Source organism: Labilithrix sp. (genome assembly GCA_019637155.1).
In the GTDB taxonomy this organism is placed as follows: Bacteria; Myxococcota_A; Polyangia; order Polyangiales; family Polyangiaceae; genus Labilithrix.
Map to the genome: position 1 here is coordinate 261,860 of JAHBWE010000017.1, position 13,767 is coordinate 275,626.

12 protein-coding genes are annotated in these 13,767 nt (G+C 71.3%); 5 read left to right on the forward strand and 7 right to left on the reverse strand.

The annotated features are described in order from the left end of the window. Positions 1-7 precede the first annotated feature (7 nt). Complete coding sequence (locus KF837_33280; protein MBX3232247.1) at positions 8-2,716, reverse strand: hypothetical protein; 2,709 nt, start codon at positions 2,714-2,716, stop codon at positions 8-10. A gap of 458 nt (positions 2,717-3,174) precedes the next feature. On the opposite strand from KF837_33280, the gene KF837_33285 reads away from it, so the two are divergent. Both KF837_33285 and KF837_33290 read left to right on the forward strand, forming a co-directional pair. Beyond that, on the forward strand, positions 3,175-4,593 hold the full coding sequence (locus KF837_33285; protein MBX3232248.1) for a hypothetical protein: 1,419 nt from the start codon (positions 3,175-3,177) through the stop codon (positions 4,591-4,593). A 528-nt stretch (positions 4,594-5,121) separates the two neighbouring features. Beyond that, a complete protein-coding gene (locus tag KF837_33290) occupies positions 5,122-5,646 on the forward strand; it encodes a hypothetical protein (protein ID MBX3232249.1) in 525 nt (174 codons plus the stop codon). A 42-nt stretch (positions 5,647-5,688) separates the two neighbouring features. Here the strand turns inward: KF837_33290 and KF837_33295 are convergent, their stop codons facing one another. From KF837_33295 to KF837_33305, 3 genes are all read right to left on the reverse strand, one after another. Then, complete coding sequence (locus KF837_33295; GenBank protein MBX3232250.1) at positions 5,689-6,099, reverse strand: VOC family protein; 411 nt, start codon at positions 6,097-6,099, stop codon at positions 5,689-5,691. A gap of 78 nt (positions 6,100-6,177) precedes the next feature. Continuing rightward, a complete protein-coding gene (locus KF837_33300; protein ID MBX3232251.1) occupies positions 6,178-7,335 on the reverse strand; it encodes a glycosyltransferase in 1,158 nt (385 codons plus the stop codon). A 131-nt stretch (positions 7,336-7,466) separates the two neighbouring features. Then, positions 7,467-8,129: a methyltransferase domain-containing protein gene (locus tag KF837_33305; protein ID MBX3232252.1), complete on the reverse strand. Its 663-nt coding sequence runs from the start codon at positions 8,127-8,129 to the stop codon at positions 7,467-7,469. 163 nt (positions 8,130-8,292) lie between these two features. Between KF837_33305 and KF837_33310 the strand changes: the two genes are divergently transcribed. Next, the gene (locus KF837_33310) at positions 8,293-9,123 is read left to right on the forward strand and encodes a hypothetical protein (protein MBX3232253.1); all 831 of its coding nucleotides are present in this window, start codon (positions 8,293-8,295) and stop codon (positions 9,121-9,123) included. A gap of 16 nt (positions 9,124-9,139) precedes the next feature. On the opposite strand, the gene KF837_33315 is transcribed toward KF837_33310, so the two are convergent. Both KF837_33315 and KF837_33320 read right to left on the reverse strand, forming a co-directional pair. Next, entirely contained in the window at positions 9,140-9,826 is a 687-nt protein-coding gene (locus KF837_33315) for a hypothetical protein (GenBank protein MBX3232254.1), read from the reverse strand. 3 nt (positions 9,827-9,829) lie between these two features. Next, entirely contained in the window at positions 9,830-10,939 is a 1,110-nt protein-coding gene (locus tag KF837_33320; protein MBX3232255.1) for an aromatic ring-hydroxylating dioxygenase subunit alpha, read from the reverse strand. Between the two features lie 190 nt (positions 10,940-11,129). Here KF837_33320 and KF837_33325 point away from each other — a divergent pair, with 190 nt between their 5' ends. Together KF837_33325 and KF837_33330 are read left to right on the forward strand one after the other, a co-directional pair. Further along, complete coding sequence (locus KF837_33325; GenBank protein ID MBX3232256.1) at positions 11,130-11,663, forward strand: biopolymer transporter ExbD; 534 nt, start codon at positions 11,130-11,132, stop codon at positions 11,661-11,663. A gap of 55 nt (positions 11,664-11,718) precedes the next feature. Beyond that, on the forward strand, positions 11,719-12,879 hold the full coding sequence (locus KF837_33330) for a hypothetical protein (protein MBX3232257.1): 1,161 nt from the start codon (positions 11,719-11,721) through the stop codon (positions 12,877-12,879). Here KF837_33330 and KF837_33335 read toward each other — a convergent pair. Further along, entirely contained in the window at positions 12,771-13,556 is a 786-nt protein-coding gene (locus KF837_33335) for a hypothetical protein (GenBank protein ID MBX3232258.1), read from the reverse strand. The genes KF837_33330 and KF837_33335 overlap by 109 nt on opposite strands. Positions 13,557-13,767: the final 211 nt, after the last annotated feature.

Here is a 13,767-nt window from a genome sequence, read left to right on the forward strand (position 1 = left end):
GAAAGAATCACGACTCGCTCTCGGTCGTCGTGCCGTTCTTGCCGTTCGAGCGCGCGCGCATGTCGCGCACGCTGCGCTCGAGCGGCGTTCCACGGAGGACGTGCTCGAACAGCTCCTGCGGAGACTTCCCTCCCAGCAGCGAGACCAGGTTCATGTTGGCGGCAGCCGCCTTCATGACCTCGGCATCGGCCGCGGAGTGGAGCGCTCCGACGAGCTCGGGCTGGATCGCGCGGAGACGCAGCGCCTCCGCCTCCGCGAACGCCTGGGCGCGCGCGCGATCGACCTCGGCGACCTTCGACAGGTGCGCCTCTTCGATCGCGTACTCGCTCCGGCGCCGCTCCATCTCGGACTCGCTCCGCCGCTGAGCGGCACGGAGCTCCTCCTCGAGCTCCCGCAGCGACTGCGCCTGCTTGCGCTCCAGCTCGACGTCTTCGGCGTCGAAGCGGAAGCTCAGCTTGCGCACGTCCACGCGGTGATCGGCCTCGGCGTCGACGAGCCGGCTCTCGGCCTTGCGCGCCACCGCGCTCCGCACGATCGCGTGCTCCTCGGCGTCGACCTGGTCCTGGTGCCGCTCGGACTCCAGGCGCCGGGTCGCCGTCTCGTCGGTGATCTGGAGCTTCACCGCCTCGCGCTGCGCGTCCGCGAAGAGCGAGGCGAGCGCGGCGTCGACGATGTCGAGCTTCAGCAGCTCGCACGACTCCACGACCATCCCGTTCTCCTCGAAGCGCAGCTCCGAAGCGAAGAGCGTGCTCTGGATCAGCTGTCCCAGCTCGCGGACGAGGCGCGCGAACGAGTGCTCACGCGCGATCTTCCGCAGCCGCGCCCGCACGGAGTGCGCGAGCAGCTTGACGGGGTCATCGACCTGGAACCACGCCTCCGGCGCGCCCTCGAAGCGCCCCGCGAAGCCGAGCTTGACGCGCAGCTTCACGAAGTCGCTCGACTCGAGCTCGAAGGTGTCGGCGACGCGCCATCCCTGCACCTGGAGGAAGCAGGTCTTCACCGTGTGGTGACCGTCCTTCGCCGCGCCCTTCGAGAGGTGGAGCGCCAGGAGCGACTCCTCGTACTCGAGCAGGATCGACTTCGGACCGATCTCCACGCGCCGCCCGTTCCGCGAGACGACGAGGCAAGCCTCGTTGTTCGGGACGATGATCGACACCGCCCACGGCGTGCTGAACGAGTCCGGCTCTTCGCCGGCGCTCGTCTTCAGCGCCTTGTGCGGCTCGGCGTGCGCGACCCAGAGGTTCCACGACTCCCGCGCCATCCGGCGCTGGACGTGCTCCTCGAAGCGCGGGTCGATGAGGTAGGACGTCTCGCCGCGGACCATCTTCACCATTCCGGTGCGGAGGTCACGGACGTAAGCGCCCTTCTTCTGATCGATGCCGATCGCGTTGATGATGACGGCGTCGTGATCGTTTCCGACGTGCGGCTCACGCGTCGACGGGTTGACGACCTCGGCCTCGATGAACGGGAAGAACACCGAGGGCTGACCGCGGACGATCAGCTCCGACCCCGCGTCGTAGTGCTCCCGCTCGAGCGTGACGCCCGCCGGCAGCTGCGCGAGCAGCCGCGCGCGCGAGACCGGGGTGATGACGCGGAGCCACAGCGCCTGCTGCTCGGAGAGCTCGTAGGCGTCGTAGACGCGCCGCCGCGATCCACGCTGGAGGAAGGTGTCGTGCGGTCCGGGGAAGACGCGCGCGGGCCCGCGCACGATGCGGGGGTTTCCGTCGGCGTCGAAGAGGATGCAGAACTCCTTCGGTCCGAGCACGACCGCGCGCCGCGCGTACGGATCGGTCGGGCCGCTCCGCTGTCCGCGGTCGACGCGCTTCGCCGGCCCCGCCCCCGCCCGCGCCTCGAAGGCGTGGTCGAGCGCGGCGAGGATGATCGCGCGCTGTCCGAGCGGCAGCTCCTGGCGGTGCCGCAGCTCGTTCTTCATCGTGCTGAACTGCTTCGCGCTCACGCCCTCCCGCACGAGCGCAACCATCTTGTTGCACTCCTGCGCGACCTCGGCCGGGAGCCCCACCGTCGCGTCCTCGTCCGCCGCCTCCTTCGGCGACTCCGACTCCTCGACCGGCGGCACGATCTCGATCCCCGACGGGGGAATGAAGAGCTGCGTGTGGCGTCCCTGGATGACGATGCGCTGTCCGAGCCGCAGCGACGCCGCGGGCACGGACTCGGGCCCCGTCAGCGGCGCCGACTCGGCCTCCCCGCCCTGATCGATGACGGCGGACGACAGCCCCGCCGACTCGATCACGAGCCGGTAGTAGGGAGCGCGCTCCTCGACCTCACCCACCACTTCGACGAGCAGGTACTGGTTCGCGCCGAGCTTGTGGGCGGGCCGCACCTCCGCGCTCTGACCGGGCCAGAGCGGAAACGAGCACGGACCGGGGATGATCCGCTTCGTTCCGGAGACGAGCTCCTTCTCCTTGTTGCCGCCGGCGATGAACGCGCCGTTCTTCGCCGCGTCGTCCGCGTGCGTGTCGCGGACGGGGTTCTCGAGCACGACGTACTCGCCGTCGCGCGCGACGACGAAGGGCCGCGCCTCCATCGAGGCCTGCTCGAACCCGCCGCGACCGTTGGACCGAACGATCCGGTCGTTGGCCGACGGCGTGAACTCGGTCGGCCCGACGTGCATGAGGATCTCTCCCGAGGTCTCGTTGAGAGACCAGAGGAAGGAGCGCCGGGGAACAGGGATCTTCTGACGAACTTCGGTGGACATGACACGACTACCCGCGCCCTCCGGAATGGAGGGCGTCTAACGCCCGCGGATGGAGAAGCCACGATGGACTTACGATTACTCGACACTAACAAGTGACGCGCCTCTACCAATTTCGGCTACCAGTCCGTAACGAAGCCACGCGCGCAAACGCGCAGCGGTGGACCGGGATGGACTCGAACCATCAACTCTGGATCCAAGGTCACTTGCCTCTCACACCCGGAGAAACCCAAACTTTCGAGCCCGCGGCATCCTTCGCCCAAATCGGCGATCGAGGGCACGCGCTCGGACGAGAGAAGTAAGGCCCACCCCCAAAGCCCGCAACCCCACTTCGATGATTTTTATATGGGCCTCGCACTGACCTCGTCTCCCGCTTCGATCGTCTCGGAGTGGGGCGCTTCGCCCCTCGTCTCGACCGACGAGGTCCTCTCGCCGCCCGAGCGCGCTGGTACCATCGAACGATGCGGCCGACGCTCGCCCCTGTCCTCGGCGCGATCGTCGCGGCGCTCGCGCCGGTCGCTTGCTACTCCGATCCGACGCCGATGCCCGAGACGGTGCCGTGCCTGGACCTTCACCCCGAGGACCGCTACGCGGGCCTCTCGCTCGGCCCGAGCGCCGACGGCGCCGTGTTCCGGAGCTTCGTCCCCGCGCGCCACAAGCTCCCGGCGGCGCCCGGCGCGCGCGCGACGACGGGCACACTAGGAACGCCGTGCAGCGGCGCGACGAACCGGGAGGACTGCCTCGCGCGGGTCGAGGCGGCGCGGAGCGACGAGGAGGGCTGGCGCTACGACGGCAACGACCACGCGATCGAGCGCGAATACGGCGTCGTGACGAGCGGCGACGACGTCCGCGTCATCACGACGGTGGAGGAGCTCCGCGCCCTCGTCGCGCCGATCGACACGCTCGCGGAGGCCGCGATCGTCGCGGCGCTGAGCCGTCGCAGCCCGACCTGCTCGGGTCCAAACGCGCGGACGGAGAGCGACGGCTTCGTCCTCCGCCAGGTCTACGGCGGCTGCGAGGATCCCGTCGTCGAGCGACTCTTCAAGGTCCACCGCGACGGCAAGCTCACCGACCTCGAGCAAAACGAGATCGACGGCAGCACGTGGGGCTGCTCCACCGGCCGCCGCCCGATCGCCTACGAACCGCCCCCGCGCCCCTGGCTCGCATCGCTCCCCGCATACCTCGCCGAGCTAGCCCACCTCGAAGCAGCCTCCGTCCTAGCCTTCGAGGACCTCCACGAAAATCTCGCTACCCATCGAGCCCCCTCCTCCCTCCTCGCACGCACCACCCACGCCCGCCGCGACGAGCTAGTCCACGCCCACCTCATGACCACCCACGCGCGGGCGCTCAGCGCACCGCCGGCGCGAGGCACGAGCATCATGACCCATCGTGGCCGATCACACGCGGGTCCCAACGCGCCGCCGACGCGGAGCGCGCGCATCACGACCGCCCACGCGCGCGCACTCGGCCCTGCGCTGGCGCGGGGGGCGCGTGGGGGGTCCGTGCGACGGTCGATCCTCGAGCTTGCGGTCGACAATGCGGTGGAGGGCTGTGTTCGGGAGGCGTACGGCGCGCTCGTCGCCACCTATCAAGCGACGCACGCCGCCGATCCTGCGCTGCGCCGTACGTTCCGGCGCATCGCACGCGACGAGGCGGAGCACGCCGCCCTCGCGCTCGACCTCGCCGACTGGTACGCGACCAAGCTGACCGTCGGCGACCGCGCCATCGTCGAGAACGCCACCGCCGCCGCATGGCGCGCGCTCGCGCATGGATGCGAGCGCGAAGTCCCGTGCGCCGACATCGTTCGAGCCGCAGGCGTGCCCACGCCAAGCGTCGCACGCTCACTCGCCACCGCGCTCCGCGAAGCACTCGCAACCTGAACGCTCCCGGCCAGAGCACTCACGGCCCGAACGCTCGCGACCTGAACCCCCGCGGCCTGAGCGCTCGCACTCGCGGCCTGAGCACTTGCGGCCTGAACGCTCACGGCCTGAGCGCGCACACTCCAAGACCAAGTCCGCGGGAACGCGTGTGAGCACTTGCGGCCCGAACGCTCACGGCCCGAACGCTCACGGCTGAACGCTCGCGCGCCGAGCCCTCGCAGCCCCCGCTCAGGCGGGGTCGAGACGCGCGGGGTGCGGGAACGCGTGACCTCGCGGCGACAGCGGTGTGCAGCGCGCTGCACACGTCAGCGCGTGAAGGGCGCGGAATTGTGTGGGGGGGCGGGCGGCGCAGGGGCTGCTCTTCCGCGAGACGAGGAGTCATTCATGCACATTCCTTCCATCGTCGGCGTCGTCACCTTGCTTCTCGTCGCTACCCCCGCGCACGCAGAGCCGAACCCACCCGCGTCCGAGCCCGAGCCGCCGCCCGCACCCGCGTCGTCACCGTCATCGTCGTCCTCATCGGTGAGGATGACGCTCGAAGCTACGCAGGTCGATGCGCCGCCGGACGCGACGGGTGCGAGTCCGCGGGCGCGGTCGCCGCATGACGACAAGCTGCTGCACGGGTTTCGTATCGGGTACGGCTACGTCTTCAACTACAACCGGCCCGCCGCCGGGCTCGACGGAGAGACGCTGAAGCAGCGCGCCGACCTCCGCGCGCCGAGTCACCTCCTCGTCGGATACGAGGTGCTCTATCGCGTCGTCAGCCACTCGTGGCTCAACGTGCTCTTGCTCGCGAACGGGATGATCGCCGGGCTCGAGCAGAGTCGCTTCTTGCCGTCGGCCAATTTCCTCATCGGCGCGGAGCTGAACAACTCGTTCCAGATCGGCATCGGCACCAACATCGCGCCGCTGAAAGGCAGCGAAGCGCACGCGATCGTGGCGGCCGGGTGGACGCCACGCGTCGGCTCGATCTACGTGCCGTTCCACGTCTACTTCATCCCCGACGTCGACGGCATCCACCGCAGCGGCGTCACCACCGGCGTGACGTTCTGACGTACTACGCGCGGCTCGGCGCGAGACTCAGGAGTACGAGACTCAGGAGTACGCGCGGACCTCGAGGCGGATGCCGTCCGGATCCTCGAAGTAGAGCGTCTTGCGCGGCGGGCGCTCCTCCGCGTGCTCCTTGCCGCCCTCGCCGAGCGGCGGCGAGTCTTCGACGTGACAGGGCGCGCGACCCTGAAGGAGCGGATGCGCGTTGACGCGCGCCTCGACCGACGTGAGGTCGTCGACCGAGCCGACGCGGAGGCAAAGGTGATCGATGCGCGGGGCCGTCGCCGCCTTCGTGTCGCCCTCGGCGGGGACCAGGTGCAGACGGATCTCGCCGAGCACGATCTCCATGAACGCCTTCGACGGCTTGCTGACCACCCGACCGCCCAGGTACTCGTAGAAGCCGCGGCTCACCGCGAGGTCTTTGACGGTCAACGCGACGTGATCGTGAACGAACATGCGGACGTTCTAGCAGCGCCCGTTGTATGCGGCATTCGTATCTCCAAGCTGCGATTGTACGCAGTTCCTTTACGCCCGTCAGAAGAGCTCCACGCGACGTCCCGCGCGGAGGGCGGCGGACGAGTACCAGGTGCCGCGCCAGCGCACGCCGCCGCGCGCGTGCGCGAGGACGGCGGAGCGGAGCGCGACGACGAAGAGGAGGCTCGCGCCGACGAACGGGACCGCGCCCGTCGCGGCGGGGCGACCGGACCAGCGCGCGACCGCGACCTGGGCGCACGTCGTCACGAGGATGATCGCGACGGCGACGGCGCGCACCGCCCGCTCCGGCGCGGTCAGGAACGCGAGCGGCGCGAGCTCGACGAAGAGCAAGCCGAGGCACGTCGCGATGACGGGCCACGCCTTCGTGCCGCCGAAGCTCTTCTCGAACCCGCCCGCCATCTCGCGCACGGTGCGGTAGAAGTAGAGGCACACGTCGTCGCGACCGTTGAAGACCGCGCAGCGCGCGCCGCTCCTCTTCATCATCTGACCGAAGGCGAGGTCGTCGGTGATCTCGAGGCGGAGCCACTCGAAGCCCGGCGTCCTTTCGAAGGCGCTCCGGCGGACCATGTTGAAGAGGCCGCCGCCGACGGCCGCGCGCGAGAGCGGATCCGAGACCGCCCACAACCGCCCGAGCGAGACGCCGATGCGCAGGAACGACGTGAGCGCCGCGTCGAGCGCGACGATGCCGGTCGTCCACAGGTGCGGGACCATCGTCATGAAGTCGAGGCGGCGCTGCTCCGCGACCGCCACCGCGCGGCGGAGGAGGCCGGGGGCGAGGTGCACGTCCGCGTCGCTGAAGAGGAGCCACTCGCCCGTCGCCGCGCGCGCGCCGACGTGCATCGCGTGGAGCTTGCCGAGCCACCCCTCCGGAAGACGATCGATGTGGAGCGGGACGATGCGCGCGTCCTCCGCCGCGAGACGATCGACGATCGCGCCGGTCTCGTCGGTCGAGCGATCGTCGACGAGGACGATCTCGAGGTTCGGGTAGTCGCTCGCGAGCTTCGCGCGCATCGCGTCCGCGAGCGTGTCCGCTTCGTTGCACGCGGGGACGACGATCGAGATCTTCGGCCAGCGCGGGGGCTCCGGCGGCGCCAGGTCGAGGCGACGGACGCCGACGAGCGTGCGCACGACGGAGTAGACCGCGCCGAGCGCGGCGACGGCGGGAACGGCGAGGAGGAGCGAACCGTACGAGCTCATGCGCGAAGCTCCATCCACGGATCATGCCGTCGCGCCACGCGCGCTTCCATGGACTTTGCGCGAGGCGCGCTCGGAGACGGATCGCCAGATTGTCAGGGCGGCGGCGCCTCGTGACACTCCGTCGGAGCGTCTCACCTCGTGAGCTCGAAGACGCCGACCGGGCGCTCGGGCGGCCGAATGCCCACCGTCCACTTGTTGACCGAGGCGCGCCAGCCTCGCGCCGCCATCGCCTCGGGCAGGGCGAAGCTCGATTTCCGGAACGGATCGGAGAGGAGGACGACGCCGCCCGGCGCGAGGTTCGTCTCGAAGATGTGCGCCAGGTGCGGGTGCATCGTCGTGCCGTACATGACGTCGGAGCCGAGGATGACGTCGTAGCGATCGGTGTCGGTCCACGCCGTCCAGTCGCCGAGGCGCTGCTCGATCGCCGCCACGTCGTTGCGCGCCGCGTTCATCTTGCACACCGCGAGCGCGACCTCGTGCACGTCCGTCTGGACGACGTGCGCCCCGAGCGTCGCCGCGACGATGCCGGGGAGCCCGGTGCCGGCGCCGATCTCGAGCACGCGCTTGCCGCGCAGCGTGCGCGCGACGAGCTCGTGCGCGAGCGCGATCGCCGCGGGCCACAGCACGATGCCGTACGGCAGGCGAACCTCGGCCCCGAGGAACCGCTGCTCGTCCTCGTGGCTCAGGACCGCGCCAGTATGGAGGATGCGCCACGCGCGTCCCTCGAGGCGCAGGTGATACTCCTCGAGCGGCAGCTCCCCGACCGACGTGCTGAGCACCCGCGGCTCCGTCATCCAAGCCACATGCTACGCCCGAGCGCGAACCCGAAGGCGATCATCGACCGCGCGCACGGCGAGCCCGCTCGCGAACGCGCGTGGCGAGCGCGCGCGGCGAGCCCGCTCGCGAGCGCGCGCGGCTTCGCCGGGTCGCGAACGCGCGCTATAGTCCGCGACCGCAATGCGGCGCGTGCTCGGTACGTTCGCGGTCTTTGGCGCTCTTGGTGCGCTGTCGATCGCGCGCGCGGAGACGCCGCCGCCTCCTCCGCCGAAGCCGGTGTACCGGGCGTGTCCTGGGGAGCTCGTGTGGAGCGAAGCGGCGGGGGGGTGCGTGTGTCCCGGGGCGCTGCATTGGGATCCCGCGACGAAGGCGTGCAGCGCGGAGTGCGCGCCGGGCAAGGTGCAGGTGCCCGACGCCGCGCCCGGCATCTGCGGCTGGCTCCCGCGGACCTGCCTCGCCGGCAAGCGCTGGAGCGAGCTCCACAACGGCTGCGTCACCTCGTGCCCCGCCGGAAAGACCGTCGACGCCCCCGGCACCGGCTGCGTGCCCGAGACCCACGGCTGCGCCCCCGACACGCTGTGGTTCGAGAACCGCGGCGCATGCTTCCCCTACTGCATGCCCGGCAAGGCGCTCGACTACACCACCGCCACCTGCGTCGACGACCCAACGCCCTGCCCCCCCGGCACCGAATGGAGCCTGACGCGCAGCGCCTGCGTGTCGACGTCGGCGCCGCCACCTCCACCCCCGCCGCCACCTCCCCCGCCACCGCCTCCACCTCCCGCATCGAGCACACCGCCGCCGCCACCACCTCCGCCACCGCCGCCACCGCCTCCTCCGAAGCCGAGCGCGCGCCCCGCGAAGCCGCCGAAGCGACCGCCCGCGACGCCGACGCCGTGTCCGGAAGGCAAGGAGTGGAACCAGGCCTTCGAGGCGTGCGTCCCCATCTGCAAGCCCGACGAGGTACTCGACTTCCACGGCATCGCGTGCCACCCGATCCGCGTGCGGCGCTGAGCGGAGACGGCGCCGATCAGAGGCGGCGCGCGACGAGATCGTGGAGCGTGCGCTCCGCGAGCACGAGCGGGGCGCCGTGCGAGAAGAGGAGCTGCTTCGGCGGCTCGCGCTCGAGCGCGCCCTCGAGCCACGCGCGATAGACCTTCTTCTCGCCGACGCCGACCCAGCAAAACGTCTGGCCGATCGCGAGGCCCGGGCCCGTGCGGAGCGCGCGGAGGATCGCGCCCGACGCGCGCGTCAGCGACGGCACGTTGAAGAACGCGTCGCACACGAGCCATACGCGGCCCTCCGGCGTCGGCCACGACACGAACGTCTCGCCGTTCTTCGTCCCCTCGCCGACGAGGAACGACGCGCCGCCGGGCAGCGCGACGCCGGCGGTATCGAGCGTCGTGACCTCGTGGCCCTTCGCGCGCAGGCGGCGCGCCGCGGTCGCGCTCGCGATCACCCGCGCCGCGGGGAAGGCCTCGCGATAGGCCGGGATGCCGACGTGGTGGTAGTGGTTCGGCGCCAGGAGCCAGCGGACGTCACCGAGCGCGCGGAGCTCGTCGAACGCCCCCGCCCCGAGCCGCGTCGCGCTGTGGACGAGGAGCGAGCCGTCCGCGAGCCGGAGCACGTACATCGCGTTCTCCCAGCCGTTCGGCTGCGGCCGCGCCGCGCGATAGACGCCCGGGAAGAGCTCCTTTATCCCTGTTCCTTCTTCCATCGATTACCGTGTTCGCAGGTCGGCCGCGAGGAGGCGATGGAAGAGGTGCTCGCCCGCCTCGCGCCGCACCGACAGGCGGCCCGCGCGGTAGGCGCGGGAGCCGAGGCCACGCTGGACCGACTCGCAGATCGCGTGGTCCTCGTCCTGGATGCGCGCGCTGACCTCGATGCTCCGCTCGTTCCGGGCGCGCGCCGCCTCGCTCTCGACGTCATCGAAATAGAAATCGAAGACGACCTTTACCCGATCATGCCCGAGCGGCAAAACGAGGTTCGTATCCAGATATCCCTCGTAGCAATTGAGCATCAAATTCGGATATAGCCAGTAATACGCGGCGCGGCCCTTTCGAACCGAAGCCGTCATCGCGTCGTTCCCGGCGCCGCTCTCGACCGGGCTCGCCTGCAGGCACACGCGATCGAAGCAGTCGATCGTGTACTCCTTGAACGAGAGCACGCTGTTCAGGCCGCGATGGAGGAACGGCACGTGGTAGCCGCCGTCGAGGTAGTTGTCGACGAACACCTTCCAGTTGCAGGCGAGCGTCCACTCCCGCCGCCCCGCGAACCGGAGCGCGCCGACGCCGAGCGCGGAGACCTCGGCGCGGAGGCGCGCGCCGAGCCAGTCCTCGAGCGACGGCGCGGTCGGGTCGAGGCACACGAAGACGAGCTGCTCCCACGCCGCGACCCGCACCGGCACGAGGCCCATCCCCTCGCGCTCGAAGCCCTCCAACCCTTCGAGCTCCGTCACGCCCCGGAGCGCGCCGTCGAGGCCGTACGTCCAGCCGTGGTAGGGGCAGCGCAGGCGATCGGCCTTGCCCGCGCACTCCGTCATCACCGCCGCGGCGTGGTGGCGGCACACGTTGAAGAACGCGCGGAGCACGCCGTCCTGCCCGCGCACGACGACGATCGGCTCGCCCGCGATCTCCGCCGTGACGTAGCAGCCGGGCGCGAGCAGCTGATCGGCGCGGCCGACGAGCTGCCACGAGCGCGTGAAGACCGTGCGCGCCTCGACCTCCGCGACGCGTGGGTCCGTGTACCAGGAGCCCGGGATCGTGAACGCGCGCTCGAGCGGCGCGTCCGCGTCGTAGTCGGCGAGCACCTGTTCGATCGACCGCATCATCGCGCGGCCAGCGTAGTCGCTCGCGCCCCCGCGGCTTGACTGAACGTCCGTCCAGATACGGAGCGCGAAGATGCGTCGCGCGCGCATCTACCGCCGCGCGCGGGTCCACCTCGCGACGACCCTCGCGGCGGCGGGCAGCGGCCGGCAATGAGACCCAAGGCGCGCGCCGCGCGCCGGTCGAAGCCTCACGATGACCGTCGCAAGGCCCGGCGCGCGCCTCCTCCGCAACGTCCCGCTCTCGTTCGTCGCGCGGAAGCTCGGCGGCGGGCAGCGGCCGGTCACGACCTCGCTCTCGCTGACGAGCATGATCGACTTCCTCGTCGTCTCGGTGGTGTTCCTGCTCCTCACCTTCCAGGCGCCGAGCGAGTGCGGATGCATCGGGCTCGATCCGAGGCTGCCGCACGCGTCGAACGTCATGGAGATGATCGACGCGCCGATGATCAGCGTCGCCGGCACGCGGATCCTCGTCGACGGGAGCGCGGCGGGGAACACCCTCGCGGTCGACGAAAGCAAGCGCGTGCAGCGCGTCGACGAGGTGTTCGACGCGCTCGTCGCCCGCCGCGAGACGTGGAAGCAGCTGCACCCGAACAAGCCGTTCCCGGGCAACGTCGTCCTCCGGATCGACCAGGACGTCTCGAGCGCGGTCGTGAAGAGCCTCTTTCAGACCGCCGCGCGCGCGGGGTACCCGTCGGTGAGCTTCATGGTCGAGCACCAGCGATCGTGATCGAGAGACACGAACGCGACGGGCGCCCCATCCACGGCCCTGACAGCCTCATGGGATGGCCGATCCGGATCTGCCGGCGATCTTCCGCCGTGCGATCGCCCTCGCCGTCGCCTCCTCTTCCTGCGCCATCGCGTGCGGAGCGAAGACGTCGCTCGCCCCGGGCGACGAGGACGACGGCGCGCCGGCCACGATCGCGTGCGTGCAGCGCCCGCAGCCTTCGATGTTCACGAAGGCCACCTGCGAGGGCGACGATCGCAACTACGGCTACGAGTGCCATGCGCGCTGGGCGGTCGCGCGGCCCGCGGACGTCGACGTCGGGATCGAGCTCGCGGGGGAGGAGTGCGCCGCGCTCTGCGGCGCGTCCCCCGCGTGGAGCGAGTGCGCGCACCGATGCGCGCCGCTGCAGGCGAACACGTGTGAGGTCGCGTGCGACTGGATCACGTGTGGAATCGGCGCGGCCGGCGCCGGAGGCTACATGGCCACCGCCGGCCGGCGGCCGCCCGGGTTCGTCGCGGCGCGGCCACACGGGCGCGACGACCTCGCCGCGCTGTTCCTCGCGAACGCCGAGCTCGAGGCCGCCTCGGTCGACGCGTTCCAGTGGCTCGAGCGCGAGCTCGAGGCGCACGGCGCGCCGGAGCGGCTCGTGCGCTGGGCGGCGCGCGCGGCGGTCGAAGAGGCGCGCCACGCCGAGGAGATGACGGCCCTCGCGCGTCGCTTCGGCGCGGAGAGCGCGCTCGATCGCGATCGCGTCGAGCCCACGATCCGCGACCTCGACGCGATCGCCCTCGACAACGCGGTGGAGGGCTGCGTGCTCGAGACGTACGCCGCGCTCGTCGCGACCTGGCAGGCCGAGCGCGCGACGGAGCCCGCCGTCCGCGCGACGATGCGCGGGATCGCCGCGGACGAGACCTCGCACGCCGCGCTCTCGTGGGCGCTCCACCGGTGGGCGCTCGCGCGCGTCGCCGATCCGTCGCGCGTCGTCGCCGCGCAGGCGGCCGGCTTCGCGCGGCTCCGCGCGGCGATCGCGCGCGACGACCTGAGCGCGGAGACGCGCCGCCGCGCCGGCCTGCCTTCACGGACCGAGGCGCTCGCGCTCCTCGACGGGCTCTACTCGCAGGCGCCGAACGCCCGAGGCCACGTCGCCTTCGCCGGCACGAGCTCGCCGATCAGGCGCGCGCCGAGCGCCGCCGCGTCGGGGCTCACGCCGAAGCCGTAGTCGTCGGTCGCCGCCTTCGCGTACGCGACGCACTCCTCCGCCGTCGCGGCGTCGTCGCCGTACCAGCACTCCGCGAGGAACGAGCGGTACTCCTCGACGTACGCCGGCTCGGGCGCGACGACGTGGTCGTCGACGACCGCGTAGTAGTGGCACTCGGACCGATGCGCGACGTGCACCGCCTCGTGCACGAGCGTGGCGGCGAGCTCGCCGACGTCGGTCTCCTCCGTGATCGAGAAGTAGACGCGGTTGCCCCACTGGTAGCCCGCGAGCCCTTCTTCGAGGCGCCGCGCGAGCTCGGCGTCGCCGGTCCAGACCCGATCGTCGCTCGCGGGCGGGGCGCCGGCGCAGACCGGCAGCTCCTCGTCCTTGCACATGTGCCAGCGATCGATCCCGCGCGCGGCCTGGATCGATCCGAGGAGCACGTCGCCGTCCTCGATCCGCGCGAGCGTCTCGGTCGCGATCGCCCGCCGGAGCTCGCTCTTGCTCGAGCGCGCGACCTTCGCGAGGCGGTCGAGCGCGCCGAGCATCTTCGTCCGCGCGACGCCCGTCATCGGCGCGTCGGCGTACGCGTCGACGTAGCGCCGCTCTGCGAGGTCGTCCTCCGTCCTCGCCTCGGTCTCGGACGCGCCGGCGCCCGAGCACGCAGCGAGCAACACGAGCATCCACGCGCGCGACACCTCCGCATCGTACAAGACCCGCGCCGCAAACGAGCAGACGATTTCCTGTAACGCCGCGCCGAGCGCTCAGCTCGGGAGCGCGTCGATCAACGTCGCGAGCCGCGCCGCGAGGGGCTCCGTCGGCGCGGTCTCGTTCGCGGCGAGGACGCTCCCGAGCGCGCCGATCGGACGCGCGACCGCGGCCTCCGGCGGCGCACCCTCGCCGCGCGCC